Source organism: Pseudarthrobacter sp. NamE2 (assembly GCF_005796205.1).
In the GTDB taxonomy this organism is placed as follows: Bacteria; Actinomycetota; Actinomycetes; order Actinomycetales; family Micrococcaceae; genus Arthrobacter.
Genome location: NZ_VAHN01000014.1, coordinates 63786 through 85043, shown reverse-complemented (window position 1 = coordinate 85043; position 21258 = coordinate 63786). Strand labels below are relative to the sequence as shown.

Genomic DNA, 21258 nt, shown 5'->3' with positions numbered 1-21258 from the left:
CCGCCCCCTAGAGAATGCCGAGGTTGCGCTGAAGCTCGTAGGGCGTCACCTGCAGCCGGTAGTCCTGCCACTCGGCGCGCTTGTTGCGCAGGAAGTGCTCGAAAACCTGCTCGCCCAGGATCTGCGGCATGAGTTCCGAATCCTCCATGGAGCGGATGGCATCGTGCAGGCTCGCCGGCAGCGGGTCGTGACCCATGGCGCGCCGCTCCGCTGAGCTCAGCGACCAGACGTCGTCCTCGGCGGCGGCCGGAAGGTCGTAGCCCTCCTCGATGCCCTTCAGCCCGGCGCCGAGAAGCACGGCGTAGGCAAGGTACGGGTTGGCCGCCGAGTCGATGCCGCGGTATTCAATCCGTGCTGACTGGCCCTTGCCGGGCTTGTACAGCGGCACGCGGACCAGGGCAGAGCGGTTGTTGTGGCCCCAGCTCAGGTAACTCGGAGCTTCGCCGCCGCCCCACAGCCGCTTGTACGAATTCACGAACTGGTTGGTGACGGCGGTAAATTCCGGTGCGTGCTTGAGGATGCCCGCGATGAACTGGCGGGCCGTCTTGGACAGCTGGAATTCGGCGCCGGCCTCATAGAAGGCGTTGGTGTCGCCCTCGAACAGGGAGAAGTGGGTGTGCATGCCCGAACCCGGGTGCGCCGTAAACGGCTTGGGCATGAAGGTGGCGTAGGTGCCCTGCTGCAGCGCCACCTCCTTGATGACGGTGCGGAAGGTCATAATGTTGTCCGCCGTCTGCAGGGCGTCGGCGTAGCGCAGGTCGATTTCGTTCTGGCCGGGCCCGCCCTCGTGGTGGCTGAACTCCACCGAGATGCCCACCGATTCCAGCATGGTGACGGCGGTGCGGCGGAAGTCCTGGGCAACGCCGCCCGGGACGTGGTCGAAGTAGCCGCCCTCGTCCACCGGCACCGGTGCGCCGTCCGGGCCGAGTTCCTGGGACTTCAGCAGGTAGAACTCGATCTCCGGGTGGGTGTAGCAGGTGAAGCCCATGTCCGCAGCCTTGGCGAGGGTCCGCTTGAGCACGTTGCGCGGGTCAGCGGCGGACGGTTCACCGTCAGGGGTAAGGATGTCGCAGAACATCCTTGAGGTCTGTTCCGTTTCGCCGCGCCACGGCAGGATCTGGAACGTGGACGGGTCGGGCTGTGCCAGCATGTCCGACTCGAAGACGCGGGCCAGGCCCTCAATGGCGGACCCGTCGAAGCCGAGTCCTTCCTCGAAGGCCCCCTCCACCTCGGCCGGGGCGAGGGCCACGGACTTGAGCGAACCCACGACGTCGGTGAACCACAGGCGCACGAAACGTACGTCGCGCTCTTCGATTGTGCGCAGGACAAACTCTTGCTGGCGGTCCATGATGGCCTCTTCTCCGGTCAACGTCCATGCTCCGGCCCGCGCGAAAGTTGGGGGCAGCCAGGAGCAGTTCACAATTACTGTACTAAGCATTCCGCGCCCGTGCTGGAGCCTGCGCGGCGCGTAACACACCGTTAACACGGGCTTATGGCACGTATCACCCCGGGCGTCCGGGTGCAGGTGGTAGCTAGGAGCGCGGCCGCCGCACTACGCTCGTGCCATGGCCTCAACAAACAGCCCCAACTCCAGCGCGTCCGCGGACGTCCCCGCACCCTACGGCGGAGGGCCGACGCAGCCACCAGCCGGCGCAACGGGGCCAAAGCCGGCGAAGGTGCGCATCCACCACCTGCAGCAGGCCAAGCGGGACGGCACAAAGTTTGCGATGTTGACCGCCTACGAGCAGTACACGGCCGAAATCTTCGACGCCGCGGGCATCGAGGTCCTCCTGGTGGGCGATTCAGCCTCCAACAACGTCTTCGGCAACGAAACCAGCCTCCCGGTCACCGTTGACGAACTGCTTCCCCTCTGCCGCGCCGTGTCCCGGTCCGCCAAGCGGGCCCTGGTGGTGGCGGACCTGCCGTTCGGCAGCTACGAGGTTTCCGCGGAGCAGGCGGTTGCCACCGGAGTCCGGTTCCTCAAGGAAGGCCTGGCCCATGCTGTCAAGATCGAGGGCGGCAGGTTTTACGCACCCACCGTGCAGGCCATGGTGCAGGCCGGCATTCCCGTTATGGCGCACATCGGCTTCACCCCGCAGAGCGAACACGCCCTGAGCGGGTACCGGGTGCAGGGCCGCGGCGACGACGCCCGGCGGCTCATTGACGACGCCGTGGCGCTGGCAGAGGCCGGAGCCTTCTGCGTGCTGATGGAAATGGTGCCGGCCGAAACCGCAGCGGCAGTGGACGCCGCCGTCGCCGTTCCCACCGTGGGCATCGGCGCAGGCAAGGAAACCACCGGCCAGGTCCTCGTTTGGCAGGACATGGCGGGCCTGCGGGGCGGGAGGATGGCCAAGTTCGTGAAGCAGTACGCGGACCTGCGCAACACCCTGCTGGAAGCCGCCACCGCCTACGGCGACGACGTCAGATCCGGCCAGTTCCCCGGCCCGGAACACGCGTTCTAGAAATGGCGGTGAAGGCACCCAGCCCTCAGTCGTCGTCGTCCTTTTCCCAGGCCTCATTCCGCGCCCGGACCTTTTCGAGGGCGTGTTCGGCCTCTTCCCGGCTCTGGTAGGGCCCGATCAGCTGGCTCCAGTCGGAGAGCCGGTCCTCTTCCACCTCGTGGGTCTTGATGTTGTACCAGTACTCAGTCATCGTTGCTCCCCGTTCTGCGGTGCCTTATATGATCAATCTATGCCTTCCCTTGCCTCCACTGCACCCATCGGCACCCTCACCCCCGGTACCGTAAGTCCGCAGCGTCCAGTCCCGGCGTCCATCCCCCGCCCGGAGTATGTGGGGAAGCCCGCTCCCGCAAAATTCACGGGTTCGGAAGTGAAGTCCGCCGAGACCATCGAGAAGATCCGCATTGCCGGAAAGATCGCGGCCCAGGCCATCGTGGAGGTGGGCAAGCACATCCAGCCCGGCGTCACCACGGACCAGCTGGACAAGGTAGGCCACGAATTCCTGCTGGACCATAACGCCTACCCGTCCACGCTTGGCTACCGGGGCTTCCCGAAGTCGTTGTGCTCCTCGTTGAACGAGGTCATTTGCCACGGCATCCCGGACAGCACGCTGGTGCAGGACGGCGACATCATCAACATCGACATCACGGCCTACATCAACGGTGTCCACGGCGACACCAACTACACCTTTATGGTGGGCGACGTGGATGAAGAGTCCCGCCTGCTGGTGGAGCGGACGCAGGAGTCGCTGAACCGGGCCATCAAGGCGGTGGCACCCGGCCGTGAAATCAATGTCATCGGCCGTGCCATCCAGTCCTACGCCAAGCGGTTCGGCTACGGCGTGGTCCGGGACTTCACGGGGCATGGCGTCGGCGAGGCGTTCCACACCGGGCTGATCATCCCGCATTACGATGCCGCCCCGGCCTACAGCACGGTGATCGAAAGCGGCATGGTGTTCACCATCGAGCCGATGCTCACGCTGGGCACGGTGGAGTGGGACATGTGGGCCGACGACTGGACCGTGGTAACCAAGGACCGCAAGCGCACCGCCCAGTTCGAGCACACTCTGCTGGTCACCGAATCCGGAGCCGAGATCCTCACCCTGCCCTGACGGGCAAAGCGCAACGCTCCAACCTCCTGCACCCCAAACGTCCGGCTTCCCGCCGGGCACCCCTTTCGGGGCGGCCACCGGCCGCCCTTCCCTGCCCGCACTGCCACGAACGGAAACGCATTTTGGCCAAAAAGGACGAAAAACCGCAGAAGAAAGCCCCGCTGATCGGCATCGACATCGGAGGTACGGGAATCAAGGGCGGCATAGTTGACCTCAAGAAGGGCAAACTCCTGGGCGAACGGTTCCGGGTTCCCACGCCGCAGCCCGCAACGCCGGAGGCCGTGACGGAAGCAGTGGCACTGGTGGTGGCCGAACTCTCGGCCCGCCCGGAAGCGCCCGCCCCGGATTCCCCCGTGGGTGTCACCTTCCCGGGCATCATCCAGCACGGCGTGGTGCACTCAGCCGCCAACGTGGACAAGGCCTGGCTTAACACTGACATCGATGCGATGCTGACGGCCCGGCTCAACCGGCCGGTGGAAGTCATCAACGACGCCGATGCCGCCGGTCTTGCCGAAGCCCGCTACGGCGCCGGTGCCGGCGTTGGCGGCACGGTCCTGGTGATTACCCTGGGCACGGGCATTGGCTCGGCCTTCATCTTCGACGGAAAGCTCGTCCCGAACGCAGAACTCGGGCACCTTGAGATCGACGGCTTCGACGCCGAAACCAAGGCTTCGGCGGTGGCCCGCGAACGGGACGGCCTGACCTGGGACGAATACAGCGTGCTCCTGCAGCGCTACTTCTCGCACGTGGAGTTCCTGTTCTCCCCGGAACTGTTCATTGTGGGCGGCGGCATCTCCAAGCGTGCCGACGAGTACCTGCCCAAGCTGAAGCTGCGGACCCCGATTGTGCCGGCAGTCCTCCGCAACGAGGCCGGCATCGTGGGCGCGGCCATCGAGATCGCCCTGAAGCACAAGCTGGCAAAGTAGGCCGGCAACGCTGAACGCCCCGTCCTGGCCGGACGGGGCGTTCTGCATTGATGCGCCGGTGGCAGTTGCGGCTTCCCCTCCGCTGCCGCCACCGGAGGTTACAGGGGTGTCTTCTCGGCGCCCTTGGCGTTCCTGGCTGCCGTGCCCTTGGAGTCTTCCTCGGCTTCATGGCGCAGCAGGGCGATGGCGGTTTCGAAGTCCTCCAGCGATTCGAAGGCCTGGTAGACGCTGGCGAAGCGCAGGTACGCCACCTTGTCCAGCTTCTGGAGGGGTCCGAGGATAACGAGCCCCACCTCGTGGGCATCGATTTCGGCAGCACCAGAAGCCCGGATCTGCTCCTCGACTTCCTGTGCGAGCAGCGCGAGGTCATCCTCGCTGACGGGCCGTCCCTGGCAGGCCTTGCGGACCCCGTTGATCACTTTGGCACGGCTGAAAGGCTCGCCAACGCCCGAGCGTTTGATGACGGTGAGGCTGGTGGTCTCAACCGTGGTGAACCGGCGGCCGCACTCCGGGCACTGCCGGCGGCGCCGGATGGAGGAGCCGTCGTCAGCCATGCGGCTGTCCACCACCCGGGAATCAGGATTGCGGCAGAACGGACAGTACATTGCGTCCCTCTCTCGCATGCCCCGCTGCCGGGACTCCCTCTGGGCGCGCGAACACCAGCGCGCTATGGCGTCTACCAGTTTACGGCTACATCTGGGCTAATAACAAGCCTGTAATTAGTGGATGTAGTAGCTAGGATCCGGCGAACCGGACCGTCACCGCATCGCCGTGCGCAGGGAGGTCCTCGGCCCGGGAGAGATTCACGATGTGGCTGCTGACTTCCTCAAGCGCCGCCTTGCTGTAGTTGACCACCTGGATGGCGCGCAGGAAGGTGGTCACATTGAGACCCGAGGAAAATGCTGCGGTGCCGCTGGTGGGCAGGACGTGGTTGGAGCCTGCGCAGTAGTCGCCGAGGCTGACGGGGCTGTAGTCCCCCACGAAGATGGCGCCGGCGTTCCGGATGCGGGCGGCCACGGCTGCGGCGTCCCGGGTCATGATCTCCAAGTGCTCCGCGGCGTAGGCGTCACAGGCGGCGATGCCCTGGTCCAAATCCTCCACCAGCACGACGCCGGACTGGGGCCCGGACAGCGCTTCGCGGACCCGGGCAGAGTGCTTCGTGGCGGCCGCCTGCCGTTCAAGCTCGGCACGGACCGCGGCGGCCAGGTCCTCCGAATCAGTGATGAGCACAGAGGCAGCCTGCGGATCGTGTTCCGCCTGGCTGATCAGGTCGGCAGCCACCAGGGCGGGCTGCGCGGTGGCATCGGCGAGAATTGCGATTTCGGTGGTCCCGGCCTCGGAGTCGATGCCCACAACGCCCTTCACCAGGCGCTTGGCCGTGGCAACAAAGATGTTGCCCGGCCCTGTCACCACGTCCACGGGTTCCAGCGCGGGGTAGGCGGAGGTTCCGGGAACGCCGTAGGCGAATGCGGCGATGGCCTGCGCCCCGCCGATCGCGTAGACCTCGCTGATGCCCAGCAGTTCGGCCGCGGCAAGGATGGTGGGGTGGGGCAGTCCGCCGAACTCCTTCTGCGGCGGGGAGGCAAGCGCGATGGACTCCACCCCTGCTGCGAGGGCGGGAACCACGTTCATGACCACCGAGGACGGATACACGGCCAGGCCGCCGGGAACGTAGAGGCCAACCCGCGCCACCGGGACCCAGTTCTGGCTCACCACGGCGCCGTCGCCAAGCTCTACATCGACGTTGCGCGGACGCTGCCCGTCAGCGAACCGGCGCGCCCGGCTGATGGATTCCTCGAGCGCGTGGCGGACGGCCGGATCCAACTGCTCCAGTGCAGACTCCAGCACCTCCCGGGGAACCCGCGGGTGTTCCTGTGCCACGCCGTCGAACCGCAGCGCAAGTTCCGAGAGTGCCTCAAAGCCACGCCCTCGAACGGCGGCGATGATCTCCCAAACCTTCTCTTCTGCGCTGGCAACGGTCTGGCCCTTGGCCCGGGGCACGGCTGCCCGGAGGCCCGCCAGGGTGAGGTTTTGTCCGCGGACGTCGATGGTGCGGTAGTTCACGGCAGCGGTTGCGGGGGCGGGGAACTCCGATGAGATGGTCACCGCACCATTTTACGGGGCGTTGTGTGTGCCCCTGTTAGCTGCCCAACCAGGCCCCGGCTCCCCCGGGAACGGCGGCTGGCTGTCAGCGCCGGGCTTCTTGTTGAGCAGGGCCAGCAGTTCCAGCACAAAAACGGACACCGCCGTGGCCGCGGGCCAAAGCAGCAGTACCGGCAATGCGCGGAGCGAGAAGGCAATGCTGGCGTTTGCCGAGGAGTCGACGGCGGGTCCCCACAGGCGTGCGGACAGCACCCCGGCCTGCCAGGCCAGCACATTCCCCACCAGCGCGCCGGCCAGCCCGAGTACCAGGGCGGCCTGCGGGTTGGGGCGCCTTTTCCCCGCAAGGAACACGGCCAGCAGGCATCCGGCGAACAGCATCAGTCCGGCGAGGGTCAGGTCGCGCGGAAGCCATACCGCCGGGTTGCCGCCGGTGGCGAGGGCAGGGTCCCTGGTGATCAGGTTCAGTCCCCCGGGGGCAAGCAGCCACCACAGGATTCCCGCCGGCACGCCGGCCAACGCCGGAACCACCAGGAGCGCCCACGGCAGCCGCGCCGGAATGCGGCGGGTAAGTTTCGTCATTCAACAAACCTTAACAAATGTTCAGGCAGCGCAACCGGAAGACCCGTCCGCCTGGATGTGCCGCCACGCCACCCGCCGGAGAATACGCTTGGAGTAAAGGATCCAACCACCTGTCAGGAGTTCCGGTGACCAGCAACAGCGCACCCTTTGAGCAGACGTTCCGGGAGATGTTCCGGCGCCATGCGGCCGGGGTGGCCATCATCACGGTGAACTACCAGGACGAGCCCTACGGGTTCACGGCCACCTCCGTGGCATCCCTGTCCGCCAAGCCGCCCCGGTTCACCTTCAACATGGCGCGCAGTTCCAGGTCCTGGCCTGCAGTGGCCAACACCCAGTACCTGGGTGTCCACATGCTGGGCCTGGAGAACCAGGAATTGGCGGCCCGCTTTGCCAGCCCTGGCAACCGCTTTGAAGGCAACCACTGGGAAATCGGCCCGCACGGGGTGCCCATCCTGAACGACGTGGCCGGATGGCTGATTGGCGAAGTGCAGATGCGGCTGTCCTTTGAAAACAACGCCGTGGTGGTGGTCCAGGTGGTGGACGGCCAGGTGGGCGGGGTCGGTTCGCCCCTGCTGTACCACGGAGGAGCGTACGGCCAGCCCGTGCCGCTGGATTACGAGATCTGAGGGCCTTCCTAGGCTTCCCCACTGGACAGGGGACGACGGCGGGAGGTGCTTCCCGCCGTCGTTATTGCCTTGCCTACGCGTCCAGGCAGGCAGGGCCAAGCAGCACCTTGAGGTCGCCGAAGAGTGACGGGCTGGGGTTCACCCGCAAATGGACCGGCAGCGCCATGACCTCGGTGCGTGTGTCACCCTGCAGGTGCAGGCGCACTTCGGAGTTGCCCCGGTGCGTGCGCAGGACGTCGCCCAGTTCCGTGACCACGGCCTCGGTGGCCTTGTGCGTGGGCATGGTGATCACCAGCGGCCCGTTCATCCCTTCACTGAGGTCAGGGACCGAAAGCTCCATGCAGTTCAGGGTGATGGCGCCGTCGTCGCGCTTCTGCAACCGGCCCTTGACCACCACGATCAGGTCCTCGGCGAGCACAGAGGCGATGGGGCCGTACACCTGCCCGAAAAACATGACTTCCATCGAGCCGCCCAGGTCCTCCACTTCGGCCCGGGCGTAGGCATTGCCGCTGGCCTTGGCGATGCGCCGGCTCAGCGACGTGATCATGCCTGCAATGGTGATGATGGCGCCGTCCTGCGGCCCGTCCTCGCCCAACACCGACGTGATGCTCATTTCTGCGTGCTGGCTCAGGACCCCTTCAAGGCCCTGCAGCGGGTGGTCGGACACGTACAAGCCCAGCATGTCGCGCTCGAAGGACAGCTTGTCTTTCTTCTCCCACTCCGGCAGGTCGGGGATCTCGATGCTCAGCGAGGACTCCGACTCGGTCTCTTCAATGCCGGCGAAGAGGTCGAACTGGCCGATAGCCTCGTTCCGCTTCAGCGTGATGACGGAGTCGATGGCTTCCTCGTGCACCATGGCAAGGGCCCGACGGTTGTGCCCGAGCGAGTCGAAGGCGCCGGCCTTGATCAGGGATTCGATGGTGCGCTTGTTGCAGACCACCGCCGGGACCTTCATCAGGTAGTCCTTGAAGGAGGTGAAGGCGCCCTGGCTTTCACGGGCCGCCACCATGGCTTCCACCGCGTTGACGCCCACGTTGCGGATGGCGCCCATGCCGAATCGGATGTCGTTGCCCACAGGGGTGAAGTTGAGGGCCGACTCGTTGACGTCCGGCGGCAGCACGGTGATGCCCATGCGCCGGCACTCGTTCAGGTAGATGGCGGACTTGTCCTTGTCGTCGCCCACCGAGGTGAGCAGCGCTGCCATGTACTCCGGTGCGTAGTGGGCCTTCAGGTAGGCCGTCCAGTAGGAAATCACGCCATAGGCCGCGGAGTGCGCCTTGTTGAAGGCGTAGTCGGAGAACGGCAGCAGGATGTCCCACAGGGTCTTGACGGCTTCCATCGAGTAGCCGTTGTCCTGCATGCCCTGCGAGAAGCCCGCAAACTGCTTGTCGAGTTCGGACTTCTTCTTCTTGCCCATGGCACGGCGGAGGATGTCTGCCTGGCCAAGCGAGTAGCCGGCGAGCTTCTGCGCCACGGCCATAACCTGTTCCTGGTAGACGATCAGGCCGAACGTCCCGCCGAGGATTTCCTTGAGGGGTTCCTCCAGTTCGGGGTGGATGGGGATGACTTCCTGGACGCCGTTCTTGCGCAGCGCGTAGTCGGTGTGCGCGTTGGCGCCCATGGGACCCGGCCGGTACAGCGCCAGGACGGCCGAAATGTCTTCGAAGTTGTCCGGCTTCATCAGCTTCAGCAGGGACCGCATGGGCCCGCCGTCGAGCTGGAAGACGCCGAGCGTGTCGCCCCGGGCCAGGAGCTCGTAGGACTCGGCGTCGTCGAGCTCCAGCTTCTCGAGGTCCAGGTCGATGCCGCGGTTCATCTTGATGTTCTCGAGGGCGTCGGAAATGATCGTCAGGTTCCGCAGGCCCAGGAAGTCCATCTTGATCAGGCCGAGGCCCTCGGACGTCGGGTAGTCGAACTGCGTGATGACCTGGCCGTCCTGGAAGCGGCGCATGATCGGAATGACGTCGATGATGGGGTCCGAGGACATGATTACGCCGGCGGCGTGAACACCCCACTGGCGCTTCAGCCCCTCGATGCCCAGGGCGGTTTCGAACACCTTGGCCGCTTCCGGGTCCGTGCTGATCAGCTGCCGGAAGTCCCCGGCCTCGCTGTAGCGCTTGGCTTCCGGGTTCTGGATGTCGGCCAGCGGGATGTCCTTGGCCATGACGGCCGGTGGCAGTGCCTTGGTGAGCTGCTCGCCCATGCTGAACGGATACCCGAGCACGCGGGAGGAGTCCTTGAGCGCCTGCTTGGTCTTGATGGTGCCGTAGGTGACAATCATGGCCACGCGCTCGTCGCCGTACTTCTTGGTCACGTAGTCGATGACCTCGGAGCGGCGGCGGTCGTCAAAGTCGACGTCGAAGTCGGGCATGGAGACGCGGTCCGGGTTGAGGAAGCGTTCGAAGATCAGGCCGTGGCGCAGCGGATCGAGGTCGGTGATGCGCATGGCGTAGGCCACCATGGAGCCTGCACCCGAACCACGGCCCGGGCCCACGCGGATGCCGTTGTTCTTGGCCCAGTTGATGAAGTCGGCAACCACCAGGAAGTAGCCCGGGAACCCCATCGAGGTGATGACTTCCAGTTCGTAGTCCGCCTGCTTGCGGACCTCGTCCGGGATGCCTCCGGGGTACCGGTAGTGGAGGCCCTTGTCCACTTCCTTGACCAGCCAGGAGGTTTCGTCCTCGCCCGGCGGGCAGGGGAACCGGGGCATGTAGTTGGCGTCCGTGTTGAAGGACACCTCGCAGCGCTCGGCGATGAGCAGCGTGTTGTCGCAGGCTTCGGGGTGGTCGCGGAACAACTCGCGCATCTCGCGCGGGGACTTCAGGTAGTAGCCGCTGCCGGAGAAGGCGAACCGGGACCCGCCATTGTCGTAGGTGGGCTCCAGCAGGGTGGATCCGGACTGGATGGCCAGCAGTGCCTCGTGCGCCTTGGCGTCGTGTTCGTGGGTGTAGTGGAGGTCGTTGGTGGCCACCAAAGGAAGGTTCAGTTCCTTGGCGAGGCGCAGCAGGTCCCCCGTCACGCGGCGTTCGATGTCCAGGCCATGGTCCATCAGTTCGCAGAAGTAGTTTTCCGCACCGAAGATGTCGCGAAACTCCGCTGCGGCTTCGAGGGCTTCGCGGTACTGGCCCAGCCGCAGCCTGGTCTGCACTTCACCGGACGGGCAGCCCGTGGTGGCGATGAGGCCCTCGGAGTAGGTGTTGAGCAGTTCCCGGTCCAGCCGGGGCCATTTGCCGAACACCGAATCGAGCGACGCGATGGACGATGCCCGGAACAGGTTACGCATGCCCGTGTTGTTGTAGCTCAGGAGCGTCATGTGGGTATACGAGCCGCCGCCGGAAACGTCGTCCTTGCGCTGGGACTCGTCGCCCCAGCGGACGCGCTCCTTGTCCGTGCGTGCGGTGCCGGGCGTCACATAGGCTTCGACGCCGATGATGGGCTTGATGCCCTTGGCCTTGGCCTTCTGCCAAAAATCGAAGGCGCCGAACAGGTAGCCGTGGTCGGTGGTTGCGAGTGCGGGCATGCCCAGGCGCTCGGTTTCGTCGAACAGTTCCCCCAGGCGCGCCGCTCCATCCAGCATGGAATATTCGGTGTGGGTGTGCAGGTGGACAAACGAATCATTGCTGGAAGTCACCGCACCATTCTAATCGCTGGGCACCGCCGGACCCGTTAGGCCTGGCCCGATCCCAACACCTCCAGGGCGTATGCAAGGTCCTGCGGATAGTCGCTGGTGACCCTGATGCGCTCCCCCGTCTCCGGGTGGTCGAAAGCGAGTTCGCGGGCATGCAGCCATTGCCGGGTCAGGCCCAGCGTGGCGGCCAGGCGGGGGTCCGCGCCGTAAGTCAGGTCCCCGGCACACGGGTGGCGGAGCGCGGAGAAATGCACGCGGATCTGGTGGGTGCGGCCCGTTTCGAGATGGACTTCCACCAGGCTGGCCTTGCCGAAGGCCTCCAGCACTTCATAGTGCGTGACGGACTGGCGGCCATCCTCGATCACGGCAAAGCGCCAATCGTGCCCGGGGTGCCGGCCGATCGGGGCATCGATGGTTCCGGTCAGCGGATCCGGCAGGCCCTGCACAACGGCGTGGTACACCTTGTCCACCGTGCGTTCCTTGAACGCCCGCTTGAGGGCTGTGTAGGCCCGTTCGGACTTGGCCACGACCATCACGCCGGACGTGCCGACGTCGAGCCGGTGCACGATGCCCGCCCGCTCCGGGGACCCGGACGTGGAAATGCGGTAGCCAGCCCCCGCGAGACCTCCGACGACGGTGGGTCCCACCCAGCCCGGGGAGGGGTGCGCGGCAACCCCCACGGGTTTATCGACGACGACGAAATCGTCGTCATCCAGCAGGATCTTCAGGCCTTCCACAACTTCCTCCACGACTTCCAGCGGGTCCCGCCGTTCCGGCATGCTGACGTCCAGGACATCTCCGGCCGCCAGCTTGGCCGACTTGCCCAGGGCCTTGCCGCGGCTCAGCACATGGCCGCCAGCTATCAGGGAAGCGGCGACGGAACGGGAGATGCCAAGTATTCCTGCAAGTCCGGCGTCGGCCCGGGAACCGGCGAACTCATCCGCGACGACATACTTCTCAGGCATCGCCGGCTTTATCCTTGCGCTCGGCACTCAGGCGCGTACCGTCCAGCGCAATGCCGCGCAGGGTCAGGATGCAGATGATGGCCACCGCGGAAACCACCGCCGAATCGGCGATGTTGAAAATGGCGAAATTGGGCAGCTGGATAAAGTCCACCACGTGCCCCATGCCGAAGGAGGGTTCGCGGAAGAGCCGGTCCGTGAGGTTGCCGAGCGCCCCGCCGAGCAGCAGGCCCAGGGCCAGTGCCCACCACCTGGAGCCAAGCTTTCGGATCTGGAAGAGGATGGCCACCGCCACCACGGCCATGATGATGGAGAACACCCACGTCACATTCTCGCCAATGGAAAAAGCGGCCCCCGAATTGCGGATGAAGTACCAGTGCAGCAGCGGCGGGAAGACAGGGATGCGTTCACCCTCCACCATGCTGGAGGTGACCCACAGTTTGGTCAGCTGGTCCAGGACGTAGGCGAAAACCGCAAACCCGGCAAAGAGGGACAGCAGCACCCCCCGCCCGGGACTTGGAGAGGGCGGAACCGGGCGTGCGGCGTCTGCTGCAAGTTCGTCAGTCATGGTGCTTTCATTCGTAAAACTGGTGTCAATGCCGAAAGCCGGCGGCGAGGAATCCTCAGCCACCGGCTTTCAGAATACGTGCTTGACGGACTAGTTGGCTTCGCTCACTTCGGGAGTGGCTACGGAACCGCGGGCGTCGAGATCGCGCAGCTGGCCTTCGATGTAGGCCTTGAGGCGTGAACGGTAGTCGCGCTCGAAGCCGCGCAGCTGCTCCACCTTGCGTTCCAGGACGGAGCGCTGCTGCTCCAGCGCACCGAGGATCTTGCGGGACTTCTCCTGGGCGTCGTTGACGAGGCTGCTGGCCTCGATCTGCGCCTCAGCGATGATCTTGTCCTTCTGGGCCTGGCCGTCGGCGACGTGGCGGTCGTGCATCTGCTGGGCCATGGCAAGCAATCCGGCGGCGGATTCAGCAGAAGGAGTGGAAACGGCGGCCGCAGCAGCAGGGGCGGAGGCAACAGGAGCGGCCGGCTGGACGTCCTTCTTCTTGGCGGCTTCGGCAGCCTTGGCTTCAGCCTCTGCCTTCTCGCGGGCCTCATCCTTGTCGGACTTGACGGGCGCGGGGACCTTCTCCACCACGGGTGCGGCGGCGGCGCTGGCCGGAACGCTGGATCCAGCTTCGGCAAGCTTCTTGCGAAGCTCGTCGTTCTCCTGGTTCAGGCGGCGCAGTTCAACGACGATCTCGTCCAGGAAGTCATCAACTTCGTCCTGGTCGTAGCCCTCACGGAACTTGGTCGGCTGAAAGCGCTTATTGACAACGTCTTCTGGCGTCAAAGCCATCTGGTCACCTCACTGGTCTGGTTAGTCAGTAGGCCTTCCGGCCGTCGAAACTACGGTACCTAAATTTGGTCTGCTTACTCTAATTCAACACCGGGGTGTCAAACCGGAGTTTCCTCGCCTAACAGTAACTGTTCCCGCAGGTCCAGCCCGCACGGCAGGCCGGTGGAGCGGATCAGGCGAGGCCCCTGGTGATTCCCATCGCAATGGACACCGCGATGAAAAGGACCAGGAATCCAAGGTCGAGCGAGATGCCGCCGAGCCGGAGGGGCGGGATCATCCTGCGCAGTACTTTGAGCGGCGGGTCTGTAATGGAGTACACGGTGTGCGCCGCCACCAGCGCCACGCCCCGCGGGCGCCACTCGCGCGCGAACATCTGCACCCAGTCGAAGACCAGGCGGATCACAAGGGCTACGAAAAACAGCAGGAGGGCGAGATAGACAAGTCCGAAAACAATTCCCATGCCGTAACTTCTATCTCCATGTCTGCTGCGGCTGCCGCGGCAGCCTGCTGATGTGTCTCGTCTATTTCAGCACAGATGCCAGACAGGTGTCCCTGCCTGGCATCCGAATCCTGCCTGCCGGTCAGCTTTGGTTGAAGAAGCTGGCCTGGTTGTCACTGGCCTTCTTGTCATCACCGATGACCTCGACGTACGACGGCGAGAGGAGGAAGACCTTGTTGGTGACTCGTTCGATGCTCCCCCGCAGGCCGAAAACGAGCCCCGCGGAGAAGTCCACCAGGCGCTTGGCATCGGCCTCGCCCATGTCCGTCACGTTCATGATCACCGGGATGCCGTCACGGAAGCTTTCCCCGATGAGTTTGGCGTCGTTGTAGGAACGCGGGTGGATAGTGGTGATTTGGCGCAGACCGGTGGTCTCTTCGCGGCTGGAGGCCGCACGCTTGATGGGGGTCACTGGGGCGCGGTATTCCTCTTCGGGGCTGTAGGACGTTTCGCGGCTGACCTCGCGGACGGGTGCGGGCGCACGGCGCTCCTCGCGGTCAGCTTCCATCGTTTCGTCCTCATCCTTACGTGTGGTCTGTTGCTCGGGCTCGTGATACTCGTCGCCGTCGGCGAGCCCAAGATAGATCATTGTCTTGCGCAGAGCGCCGGCCATGGTCGACTCCTATTCGTGTCCCAGGTAGCGGGCCGCCCAATGATTTGACAGCACTGGGGTCCCCCGCCCATCACTTCCAACAGGTCCGACGCTACCCCACCGCGGGACGGGAGCCGAGAATATCGGAGCCGATTCGCAGGTGTGTCGCCCCGAATTTGATGGCTGCTTCCAGGTCCTGGCTCATGCCGGCCGAAATGGCGGTGGCGTCCGGGTGGCTGGCCACGAGCCGGGCTGATACCCCGGCGAGCTTTTCGAAGGCCGGCTCCGGCGGCGCGCCCAGCGGCGCAACTGCCATGACTCCGGCCAGCCGCAACGCACCTGCTTCGGCGATCCGGTCGGCCAGCACCGGCACGTCGGCGGGGATTGCCCCGCCCCGGTGCGTCCCGGCGTCGTCCTCCAGGCTGACCTGGATGAAGCAGTCCAGCGGAGCCCGGCCTGTATGTTCCTGTTCGGCGCCGGCGGCCTTTGCCAGGGCCTCCACCAGCTGGAGCCGGTCCACTGAGTGGACAGCTGCGGCGTACCGGGCCACAGACTTGGCTTTCTTGGTTTGCAACTGCCCCACGAAGTGCCAGGTGAGGCCGCAGTCCGCCAACTCCGCTGCCTTTCCGGCCGCTTCCTGGTCCCTGTTTTCACCAACATCCGTTACGCCCAGACCGGCCAGCCGGCGGATGTCCTCTGCCGGGTGGAACTTGGTCACGACAATGAGGCGGGGCGGGGCGTCTCCGCGGCCGGCGGCGGCTGCCGCCCTGGCAATTCGTTCCTGAACGGCCGCGAGCCGGTCGGCAAGCTCTCGGGACCGTGTGTCCCCGGCCGGCGCCGCGTCAGTCATGGCACCACACCACGCCAACAAAGCGGCCGGTGTTCCGGTTGCGCCGGTAAGAGAAGAGGGCCTCGGTCTCCAAGGTGCACGCTCCCGCGTAGGCCACGTCCACACCGGCCTGGTTCAGTTGGGACCGGGCGCCGGCCGGAAGGTCCAGCCCGGGTGTCCCCCAGGAAGTGGTGCTGCGGGCTGCGGGCACTGCTGCGGCCACCTCGTCCTGCAGGTCGGCAGGAACCTCGTAACAGTTGCCGCAAATGGAGGGCCCCAGCCAGGCGCTGATACCCGATGCACCGAGGGACCTCATCCGGTCCACCGCTGCGGGAATCACGCCGTTCGCGACACCCGGCCGGCCGGCATGCACGGCGGCGAGTACCGGGCCGTCGGCGGAGGAGCCTGCCAGCAGTACCGGAATGCAGTCCGCCACCATCACGGCCAGGGGAAGCCCGCGGGAGACCATCGCATCCGCCTCGGGGGCTGCGGAGCCCGTGTCCACGACGGCAACGGTGGTTCCGTGGACCTGGTTCATGAACCGGAGTCCGGAAGGCGCCACGCCCATTTGCTTCTCAAGTTCCGCCCGGCGCAGTTGCACCTGCGTGGGGTCGTCCCCCACGTGCAGGGCGAGGTTGCCGGCGCGGGTGTCAGTAAATGCTGCCGACACCCCGGGCAGGATGTCAGCGCGCCAGTGGAACAAGCCGGGACCTACTTCAGGAAGTCGGGGACATCCAGGTCATCCGGGTGGTTGCCGGTGAGGTCCGGCTCCACTACGGAAGGAAGGTCGACGTCGAAACCTGAGTCCGCGGGGACTGCGGACGGCCGCTGCTGGCCCCAGTTGCTGAGTCCTGCGGCGCCGACGCCGGCGTGGACAGGCTGGACGTTTACCTGGTGGTTTCCGGCGGACGGCGCCTGTGCGGGGGCGGGCGCTGCGGCGGGAGCGGCGGGACGCTGCGGAGCCGACTGGGGCTGGGACTGGTCCATGGATGGGGACGTGGCCTTGACGTCGTCGAAGCCGGCCGCAATGACGGTTACTCGTGCCTCATCGCCCAGGGCGTCATCGATGACGGCACCAAAGATGATGTTGGCCTCGGGGTGCGCGACTTCCTGGACGAGCCGGGCGGCTTCGTTGATTTCGAACAGGCCGAGGTCGGAACCGCCCTGGATGGAAAGCAGCACGCCGTGGGCGCCGTCGATGGAGGCCTCCAGCAGCGGGGATGCAATGGCGAGTTCGGCAGCCTTGACCGCACGGTCCTCGCCGCGGGCGGAACCGATGCCCATGAGGGCCGAGCCGGCACCCTGCATCACGGACTTCACGTCGGCGAAGTCGAGGTTGATGAGGCCCGGGGTGGTGATCAGGTCGGTGATGCCCTGGACACCGGAGAGCAGTACCTGGTCGGCAGAGCGGAACGCGTCCAGGACCGAGACATTGCGGTCGCTGATGGACAGGAGGCGGTCGTTGGGGATCACGATCAGCGTGTCCACTTCGTCGCGGAGGGCGTCGATGCCGGCCTCCGCAGAACCTGCGCGGCGGCGGCCCTCGAACGTGAAGGGGCGGGTGACAACACCGATGGTCAGCGCGCCAAGGGAACGCGCAATGCGGGCGACAACGGGGGCTCCACCGGTGCCCGTGCCGCCGCCTTCACCTGCCGTTACGAAGACCATGTCGGCTCCGCGGAGGACTTCCTCAATCTCATCGGCGTGGTCCTCGGCTGCCTGCCGGCCCACCTCGGGGTTCGCTCCCGCGCCAAGGCCACGGGTCAGCTCGCGTCCCACGTCCAGCTTGACGTCGGCGTCGCTCATCAGCAGGGCCTGGGCGTCCGTATTGATGGCGATGAATTCAACGCCCCGGAGGCCCACCTCGATCATGCGGTTGACTGCGTTCACGCCACCGCCGCCGATGCCGACGACTTTGATGACGGCCAAGTAATTCTGCGGAGCTGCCACGTTACGTGTCCCTTGTTCGTGTCTTATTGCGAAAACTGATGATGAGCTTGAAGCCTGCAACCTTAACCCTCTGCTTGAAGGTTAGAGTTATGTCAAGTAACTCATGTCTGTGACGGTATTTCCTCTGGTTCCCACATTCAATAACCGGGTCCGCGTGTCGGATTAATACCGGGAAAGAATGCGTCAGCGCGTTACCGGGTGCCGGGGCACGCTGACGTCGTACACATTAACCGGGTTCTTAGGGTCGGCCGGAACCTTGAGGAGCGCCTCCAAGACTTTAGCCTTAAGTTCCCGCTCCGACGCGTTCCCCCAGATGATGGTCTGTCCGTCCACCAGCTTGAGCTCCACGGCGTCCACGGATTGCGCCGAGGCGTTGGACAGCCTTGCCAGGACGTCCGCCGGAAGTGCTCCCAGGACAGCTGCCGTTGCGCGGAACAGGTCCTGGCCGATAGTCCCGGCGCCGCCGTCGATCACGGGCAGGGATACCGACGCGGGGTCGTCGGTGGTTGCCAACTGCACACCTTCCACATCCACCAGCTGGTACTTCTCCCCCTGCTTCACCAAGGCAACAGGAACACGTTCCCGTACGGCGACGGCAAGTCCCGACGGCGGGCGTGCCTCGGCCGAGACGGACTTGACCTGCACCAGCGGCTCCAGCAGCCGCGCTACATCCTCGTCGGTGATCTGGGGCAGCGGAGTGCCGCGCAGCGGCTCCAGCGCCTCCTGCACCTGGGCAGGGGTCAAAAGCCGCGTGCCGGAAACGCTGACGGTTTGCAGGGCGAGAACCGGCGAATAAACGGCCCCGGCCAGCAACGCCGCCACCAGCACCGCAACCGTGGACACCACCATCAGCAGCTTCCGCCTGCGCCGCTTCCCCTTGGGCTCGGGAAACGCCAAAACGTTGACTGCATCGGCGGAGGGCAGGGCCGGCTTGTCCTTTTCCCTGCCGGGCCCGTGCAGACGGGATGTTTTGGAGTTTCCGCTCTTTTTGGACGTGGCGGGTTTTTCCTGCACCGGTACCGGAAGGCTCCGGGATGCCGAGATGACCTCGCCTGCATGTGTGTCCGGGCGCCGGTAATCGGGCCTGCTTCCACTGCCGGCTCCGGTCGCGGTGCTTCCGGTGCGCCCGGAGGGCCGGTACGTGGGCCGGCGGCTGCTAGCCACGCAGGGCCTCGACGATCAGGGGTCCGTAAGCGGTGACATCCCCCGCGCCAACGGTAAGCACGATGTCCCCTTCGGAGGCGGCCCCAGTAATGGCTTGAACCGCGTCGGTTGCCGCAATGAGCCGGCCGCCGCTGCCAAGGTGGTCAGCAATGAGCCGGCTGGTTACACCGGGAATAGGGTCTTCCCGTGCCGGGTAGATGTCCAGCACCAGGGCGGTGTCGGCCAGGTTCAGCGCCTCGGCGAAATCCTGCGAGAACTCGCGCGTGCGGGAAAACAGGTGCGGCTGGAAGAGCACGTGGACCTTGTGTCCTGCGGCTACCGACCGTGCGGCGGTCAGTGCTGCGCGGACTTCGGTGGGATGGTGGGCGTAGTCGTCGTAGACCCGTACACCGCGCCCCTCCCCCTTTAACTCAAAGCGGCGGGCAGCCCCCGAGAAGCCGGCCAGGGCAGCGGCAGCTGCCCCGGCCTCCACGCCCAGCTCACATGCCACGGCGAAAGCGGCAGCGGCGTTAAGCGCGTTGTGCCGGCCCGGCACCTGGAGGGAAAGTTCGTGGCGGCCGGCAGGACCTGACACCGCGACCTGGCCCGGACCGCCGTCGTGCAGCACCAGGTCTGCGCCCTCTTCCGTGCCGTAGAGGACCACGCGGGTGTTGCCGCGTGCCCTGGTCCTTTCGGCAAGGGAACGCGCCCCGGCATCGTCCGCGCAGGCGATCAGCACGCCGTCGGCCGGAAGCAGCGCGGTGAACCGGTCAAAGGACTCGTACACCGCTTCCGCCGTGCCATAGTGGTCCAGATGGTCCGGCTCAACGTTGGTGACCACCGCGATCCTCGGCCGGTAGTTAAGGAACGAACCGTCTGATTCATCCGCCTCGGCCACGAAGATGCCCGAACGTCCGTGGGCCGCATTCACGCCCAGGGCGGGCACATTGGCGCCGATGGCGAACGAGGGATCCAGGCCTGCGCCCTGCAGCAGCACCGTCACCATGGACGTGGTGGTGGATTTGCCGTGGGTGCCTGCCACGGTGACCACGACATCCTCCCCCATGGTGGCAGCCAAAGCCTCCGAACGGTGCAGTACCGGCAGCCCGGCCTCCCGGGCAGCGGCCAGTTCAGGATTGTCCGTCCGGATGGCCGACCCTGCCACTACTGTCTGCGCATCTCCAAGGTTCGCGGCGTCGTAACCGACGGCGATGCGGGCACCTGCGGCTGCGAGGTCGCCCATGACTGGAAGGTTTTTGGCATCGGAACCGCTCACGGGGACACCGCGCGCCACCATGATCCGCGCAACGGCCGACATGCCCACACCCCCGATGCCAATGAAATGGACCTTGCCCAGAGACTCCAGGCCCGCTTCGGACTGTTCACCGGTGACGTTCAGGGGCTTCATGCGTTGACCGCTTCCAGGATGAGACCAGCCATGCGCTGGTCGGCGTTTCGGATGCCAAGCCGGTAGGAATTGGCTTCCATGGTGGCCAGCCGGGCCTTGTCGGTGATGAGCGGAATCAGCTCCCGGGCCACCCAACCGGCGGTGAAATCCCGGTCCGCCACCATCAGCGCGCCGCCTGCGGCCACGAGCCCGGCCGCATTCAGGGCCTGCTCCCCGTTGCCGATCGGCAGCGGAACCAGGACGGCCGGCACGCCGACGGCGGCAACCTCGGAGACGGTGGCTGCGCCGGCACGGGCCAGCAGCAGGTCGGCCGCCGCGTAGGCGAGTTCCATGCCGTCAACGTATTCCACCTGGCGGTAGCCGTCGGCGGCAAGTGGTGCGCCGGCGTCGTTCAGCACGGACTTGCCGCGCCCGGTGATGTGCAGGGTTTGGATTCCTGCCGCCGCCAACTGGCCCACCGCTCCGCTGATGGTGCGGTTGATGCTCTGTGCCCCCAGGGAGCCCCCGGTCACGATCAGGGTGGACAGGTCCGGGTCCAGCCCAAGTGCTTCCCTTGCGGCGGTACGGGCGGCCGCCCTGTCCAGGGAAGAAATTTCGGTGCGCATGGGCATGCCGACGTGCACGGCGTTGCGGAGCGGTGTGCCGGCAAAGGCGACGCCGACGCGGTCCGTCAGCATTGCCCCCACCCTGTTGGCCAGGCCGGGACGGGCATTGGCCTCGTGGATCACGATCGGGATCCGCCGTTTCCGGGCGGCCAGGTACATGGGGGTGCAGACGTAACCGCCAACACCCACCAGGACGTCCGCCCGGGCCTGGTCCAGGACGCTCCCGGCCTGCCGGACAGCGCCGGACAGGCGGCCGGGCAACCGGACCAGGTCAACGGACGGCCGGCGGGGAAACGGCACCCTGTCGATGGTGGCGAGCTCGACGCCGGCCGCGGGGACCAGCCGGGTTTCCATCCCGGCAGGCGTTCCCACCGCGAGGAGGGCGGCGCCAGGGCAGGCAGCCCGCAGGGCCGCGGCGATGGCGAGGAGCGGGCTGATATGGCCGGCCGTCCCGCCGCCGGCCAGGACGATGGAGGGGGTCTTCGGGGTCATT

Annotated in this window: 21 protein-coding genes; 4 read left to right on the top strand and 17 right to left on the bottom strand. The window is 66.0% G+C overall.

Annotation, left to right across the window (positions count from 1 at the left end; genetic code table 11):
• Positions 1 to 7 precede the first annotated feature (7 nt).
• Positions 8 to 1348 carry a type I glutamate--ammonia ligase gene (glnA, locus tag FDW83_RS15685; RefSeq protein ID WP_009359105.1) on the bottom strand — a complete coding sequence of 447 codons (1341 nt, stop codon included), beginning with the start codon at positions 1346 to 1348 and terminating at the stop codon, positions 8 to 10.
• Positions 1349 to 1565: 217 nt separating this feature from the next.
• On the opposite strand from glnA, the gene panB reads away from it, so the two are divergent.
• Positions 1566 to 2462 (top strand): 3-methyl-2-oxobutanoate hydroxymethyltransferase, encoded by an 897-nt coding sequence (gene panB, locus FDW83_RS15680; protein ID WP_138139013.1) that lies wholly within the window; start codon positions 1566 to 1568, stop codon positions 2460 to 2462.
• Between the two features lie 25 nt (positions 2463 to 2487).
• Here panB and FDW83_RS15675 read toward each other — a convergent pair whose 3' ends face one another.
• Entirely contained in the window at positions 2488 to 2652 is a 165-nt protein-coding gene (locus FDW83_RS15675; RefSeq protein WP_138139012.1) for an SPOR domain-containing protein, read from the bottom strand.
• Between the two features lie 39 nt (positions 2653 to 2691).
• On the opposite strand from FDW83_RS15675, the gene map reads away from it, so the two are divergent.
• Both map and ppgK read left to right on the top strand, forming a co-directional pair.
• Positions 2692 to 3570, top strand: a complete 879-nt coding sequence (map, locus tag FDW83_RS15670) for a type I methionyl aminopeptidase (protein ID WP_138139011.1) — start codon at positions 2692 to 2694, stop codon at positions 3568 to 3570.
• 122 nt (positions 3571 to 3692) lie between these two features.
• Positions 3693 to 4496, top strand: coding sequence for a polyphosphate--glucose phosphotransferase (gene ppgK / locus FDW83_RS15665; protein WP_138139010.1), 804 nt, complete (start codon positions 3693 to 3695; stop codon positions 4494 to 4496).
• Between the two features lie 98 nt (positions 4497 to 4594).
• Here the strand turns inward: ppgK and nrdR are convergent, their stop codons facing one another.
• The 3 genes from nrdR to FDW83_RS15650 all read right to left on the bottom strand — a co-directional run bounded on the left by nrdR (position 4595) and on the right by FDW83_RS15650 (position 7178).
• Positions 4595 to 5101 carry a transcriptional regulator NrdR gene (nrdR, locus tag FDW83_RS15660; RefSeq protein ID WP_138139009.1) on the bottom strand — a complete coding sequence of 169 codons (507 nt, stop codon included), beginning with the start codon at positions 5099 to 5101 and terminating at the stop codon, positions 4595 to 4597.
• A 130-nt stretch (positions 5102 to 5231) separates the two neighbouring features.
• Positions 5232 to 6602, bottom strand: coding sequence for a histidinol dehydrogenase (gene hisD / locus FDW83_RS15655; protein ID WP_138139008.1), 1371 nt, complete (start codon positions 6600 to 6602; stop codon positions 5232 to 5234).
• A 9-nt stretch (positions 6603 to 6611) separates the two neighbouring features.
• On the bottom strand, positions 6612 to 7178 hold the full coding sequence (locus tag FDW83_RS15650) for a hypothetical protein (RefSeq protein WP_138139007.1): 567 nt from the start codon (positions 7176 to 7178) through the stop codon (positions 6612 to 6614).
• A 125-nt stretch (positions 7179 to 7303) separates the two neighbouring features.
• Here FDW83_RS15650 and FDW83_RS15645 point away from each other — a divergent pair, with 125 nt between their 5' ends.
• Complete coding sequence (locus FDW83_RS15645) at positions 7304 to 7804, top strand: flavin reductase family protein (protein ID WP_138139006.1); 501 nt, start codon at positions 7304 to 7306, stop codon at positions 7802 to 7804.
• A 73-nt stretch (positions 7805 to 7877) separates the two neighbouring features.
• On the opposite strand, the gene dnaE is transcribed toward FDW83_RS15645, so the two are convergent.
• The 12 genes from dnaE to murG form a co-directional block, all read right to left on the bottom strand.
• Positions 7878 to 11435 (bottom strand): DNA polymerase III subunit alpha, encoded by a 3558-nt coding sequence (dnaE, locus tag FDW83_RS15640; protein WP_138139005.1) that lies wholly within the window; start codon positions 11433 to 11435, stop codon positions 7878 to 7880.
• Between the two features lie 35 nt (positions 11436 to 11470).
• Positions 11471 to 12397, bottom strand: coding sequence for an RluA family pseudouridine synthase (locus tag FDW83_RS15635; RefSeq protein ID WP_138139004.1), 927 nt, complete (start codon positions 12395 to 12397; stop codon positions 11471 to 11473).
• Positions 12390 to 12962 (bottom strand): signal peptidase II, encoded by a 573-nt coding sequence (gene lspA / locus FDW83_RS15630; RefSeq protein WP_138139003.1) that lies wholly within the window; start codon positions 12960 to 12962, stop codon positions 12390 to 12392. The genes FDW83_RS15635 and lspA overlap by 8 nt, the downstream gene beginning before the upstream one ends.
• A gap of 90 nt (positions 12963 to 13052) precedes the next feature.
• The gene (locus FDW83_RS15625) at positions 13053 to 13739 is read right to left on the bottom strand and encodes a DivIVA domain-containing protein (RefSeq protein ID WP_138139002.1); all 687 of its coding nucleotides are present in this window, start codon (positions 13737 to 13739) and stop codon (positions 13053 to 13055) included.
• 172 nt (positions 13740 to 13911) lie between these two features.
• On the bottom strand, positions 13912 to 14199 hold the full coding sequence (locus tag FDW83_RS15620) for a YggT family protein (protein ID WP_138139001.1): 288 nt from the start codon (positions 14197 to 14199) through the stop codon (positions 13912 to 13914).
• 121 nt (positions 14200 to 14320) lie between these two features.
• Positions 14321 to 14851, bottom strand: coding sequence for a cell division protein SepF (locus FDW83_RS15615; protein WP_138139000.1), 531 nt, complete (start codon positions 14849 to 14851; stop codon positions 14321 to 14323).
• A gap of 91 nt (positions 14852 to 14942) precedes the next feature.
• Positions 14943 to 15680, bottom strand: a complete 738-nt coding sequence (locus tag FDW83_RS15610; RefSeq protein WP_138138999.1) for a YggS family pyridoxal phosphate-dependent enzyme — start codon at positions 15678 to 15680, stop codon at positions 14943 to 14945.
• On the bottom strand, positions 15673 to 16362 hold the full coding sequence (locus FDW83_RS15605) for a polyphenol oxidase family protein (RefSeq protein ID WP_138138998.1): 690 nt from the start codon (positions 16360 to 16362) through the stop codon (positions 15673 to 15675). The genes FDW83_RS15610 and FDW83_RS15605 overlap by 8 nt, the downstream gene beginning before the upstream one ends.
• 8 nt (positions 16363 to 16370) lie before the next feature.
• Positions 16371 to 17609, bottom strand: coding sequence for a cell division protein FtsZ (gene ftsZ, locus FDW83_RS15600; protein ID WP_138138997.1), 1239 nt, complete (start codon positions 17607 to 17609; stop codon positions 16371 to 16373).
• A gap of 183 nt (positions 17610 to 17792) precedes the next feature.
• A complete protein-coding gene (locus FDW83_RS15595) occupies positions 17793 to 18773 on the bottom strand; it encodes a cell division protein FtsQ/DivIB (RefSeq protein ID WP_138138996.1) in 981 nt (326 codons plus the stop codon).
• A complete protein-coding gene (murC, locus tag FDW83_RS15590) occupies positions 18766 to 20160 on the bottom strand; it encodes a UDP-N-acetylmuramate--L-alanine ligase (protein ID WP_138138995.1) in 1395 nt (464 codons plus the stop codon). The genes FDW83_RS15595 and murC overlap by 8 nt, the downstream gene beginning before the upstream one ends.
• A complete protein-coding gene (gene murG, locus FDW83_RS15585) occupies positions 20157 to 21257 on the bottom strand; it encodes an undecaprenyldiphospho-muramoylpentapeptide beta-N-acetylglucosaminyltransferase (RefSeq protein WP_138138994.1) in 1101 nt (366 codons plus the stop codon). The genes murC and murG overlap by 4 nt, the downstream gene beginning before the upstream one ends.
• Between the last annotated feature and the right edge of the window lies 1 nt (position 21258).

Excerpts from the sequence above, each read along its gene's own strand:
- map (WP_138139011.1), top strand. The coding sequence starts at position 2,692 with ATGCCTTCCCTTGCCTCCACTGCACCCATCGGCACCCTCACCCCCGGT.
- glnA (WP_009359105.1), bottom strand. The coding sequence starts at position 1,348 with ATGGACCGCCAGCAAGAGTTTGTCCTGCGCACAATCGAAGAGCGCGAC.
- FDW83_RS15620 (WP_138139001.1), bottom strand. The coding sequence starts at position 14,199 with ATGGGAATTGTTTTCGGACTTGTCTATCTCGCCCTCCTGCTGTTTTTC.
- FDW83_RS15610 (WP_138138999.1), bottom strand. The coding sequence starts at position 15,680 with ATGACTGACGCGGCGCCGGCCGGGGACACACGGTCCCGAGAGCTTGCC.
- FDW83_RS15625 (WP_138139002.1), bottom strand. The coding sequence starts at position 13,739 with ATGGCTTTGACGCCAGAAGACGTTGTCAATAAGCGCTTTCAGCCGACC.
- panB (WP_138139013.1), top strand. The coding sequence starts at position 1,566 with ATGGCCTCAACAAACAGCCCCAACTCCAGCGCGTCCGCGGACGTCCCC.
- FDW83_RS15615 (WP_138139000.1), bottom strand. The coding sequence starts at position 14,851 with ATGGCCGGCGCTCTGCGCAAGACAATGATCTATCTTGGGCTCGCCGAC.
- FDW83_RS15635 (WP_138139004.1), bottom strand. The coding sequence starts at position 12,397 with ATGCCTGAGAAGTATGTCGTCGCGGATGAGTTCGCCGGTTCCCGGGCC.
- murC (WP_138138995.1), bottom strand. The coding sequence starts at position 20,160 with ATGAAGCCCCTGAACGTCACCGGTGAACAGTCCGAAGCGGGCCTGGAG.
- nrdR (WP_138139009.1), bottom strand. The coding sequence starts at position 5,101 with ATGTACTGTCCGTTCTGCCGCAATCCTGATTCCCGGGTGGTGGACAGC.
- lspA (WP_138139003.1), bottom strand. The coding sequence starts at position 12,962 with ATGACTGACGAACTTGCAGCAGACGCCGCACGCCCGGTTCCGCCCTCT.
- FDW83_RS15650 (WP_138139007.1), bottom strand. The coding sequence starts at position 7,178 with ATGACGAAACTTACCCGCCGCATTCCGGCGCGGCTGCCGTGGGCGCTC.
- murG (WP_138138994.1), bottom strand. The coding sequence starts at position 21,257 with ATGACCCCGAAGACCCCCTCCATCGTCCTGGCCGGCGGCGGGACGGCC.
- FDW83_RS15675 (WP_138139012.1), bottom strand. The coding sequence starts at position 2,652 with ATGACTGAGTACTGGTACAACATCAAGACCCACGAGGTGGAAGAGGAC.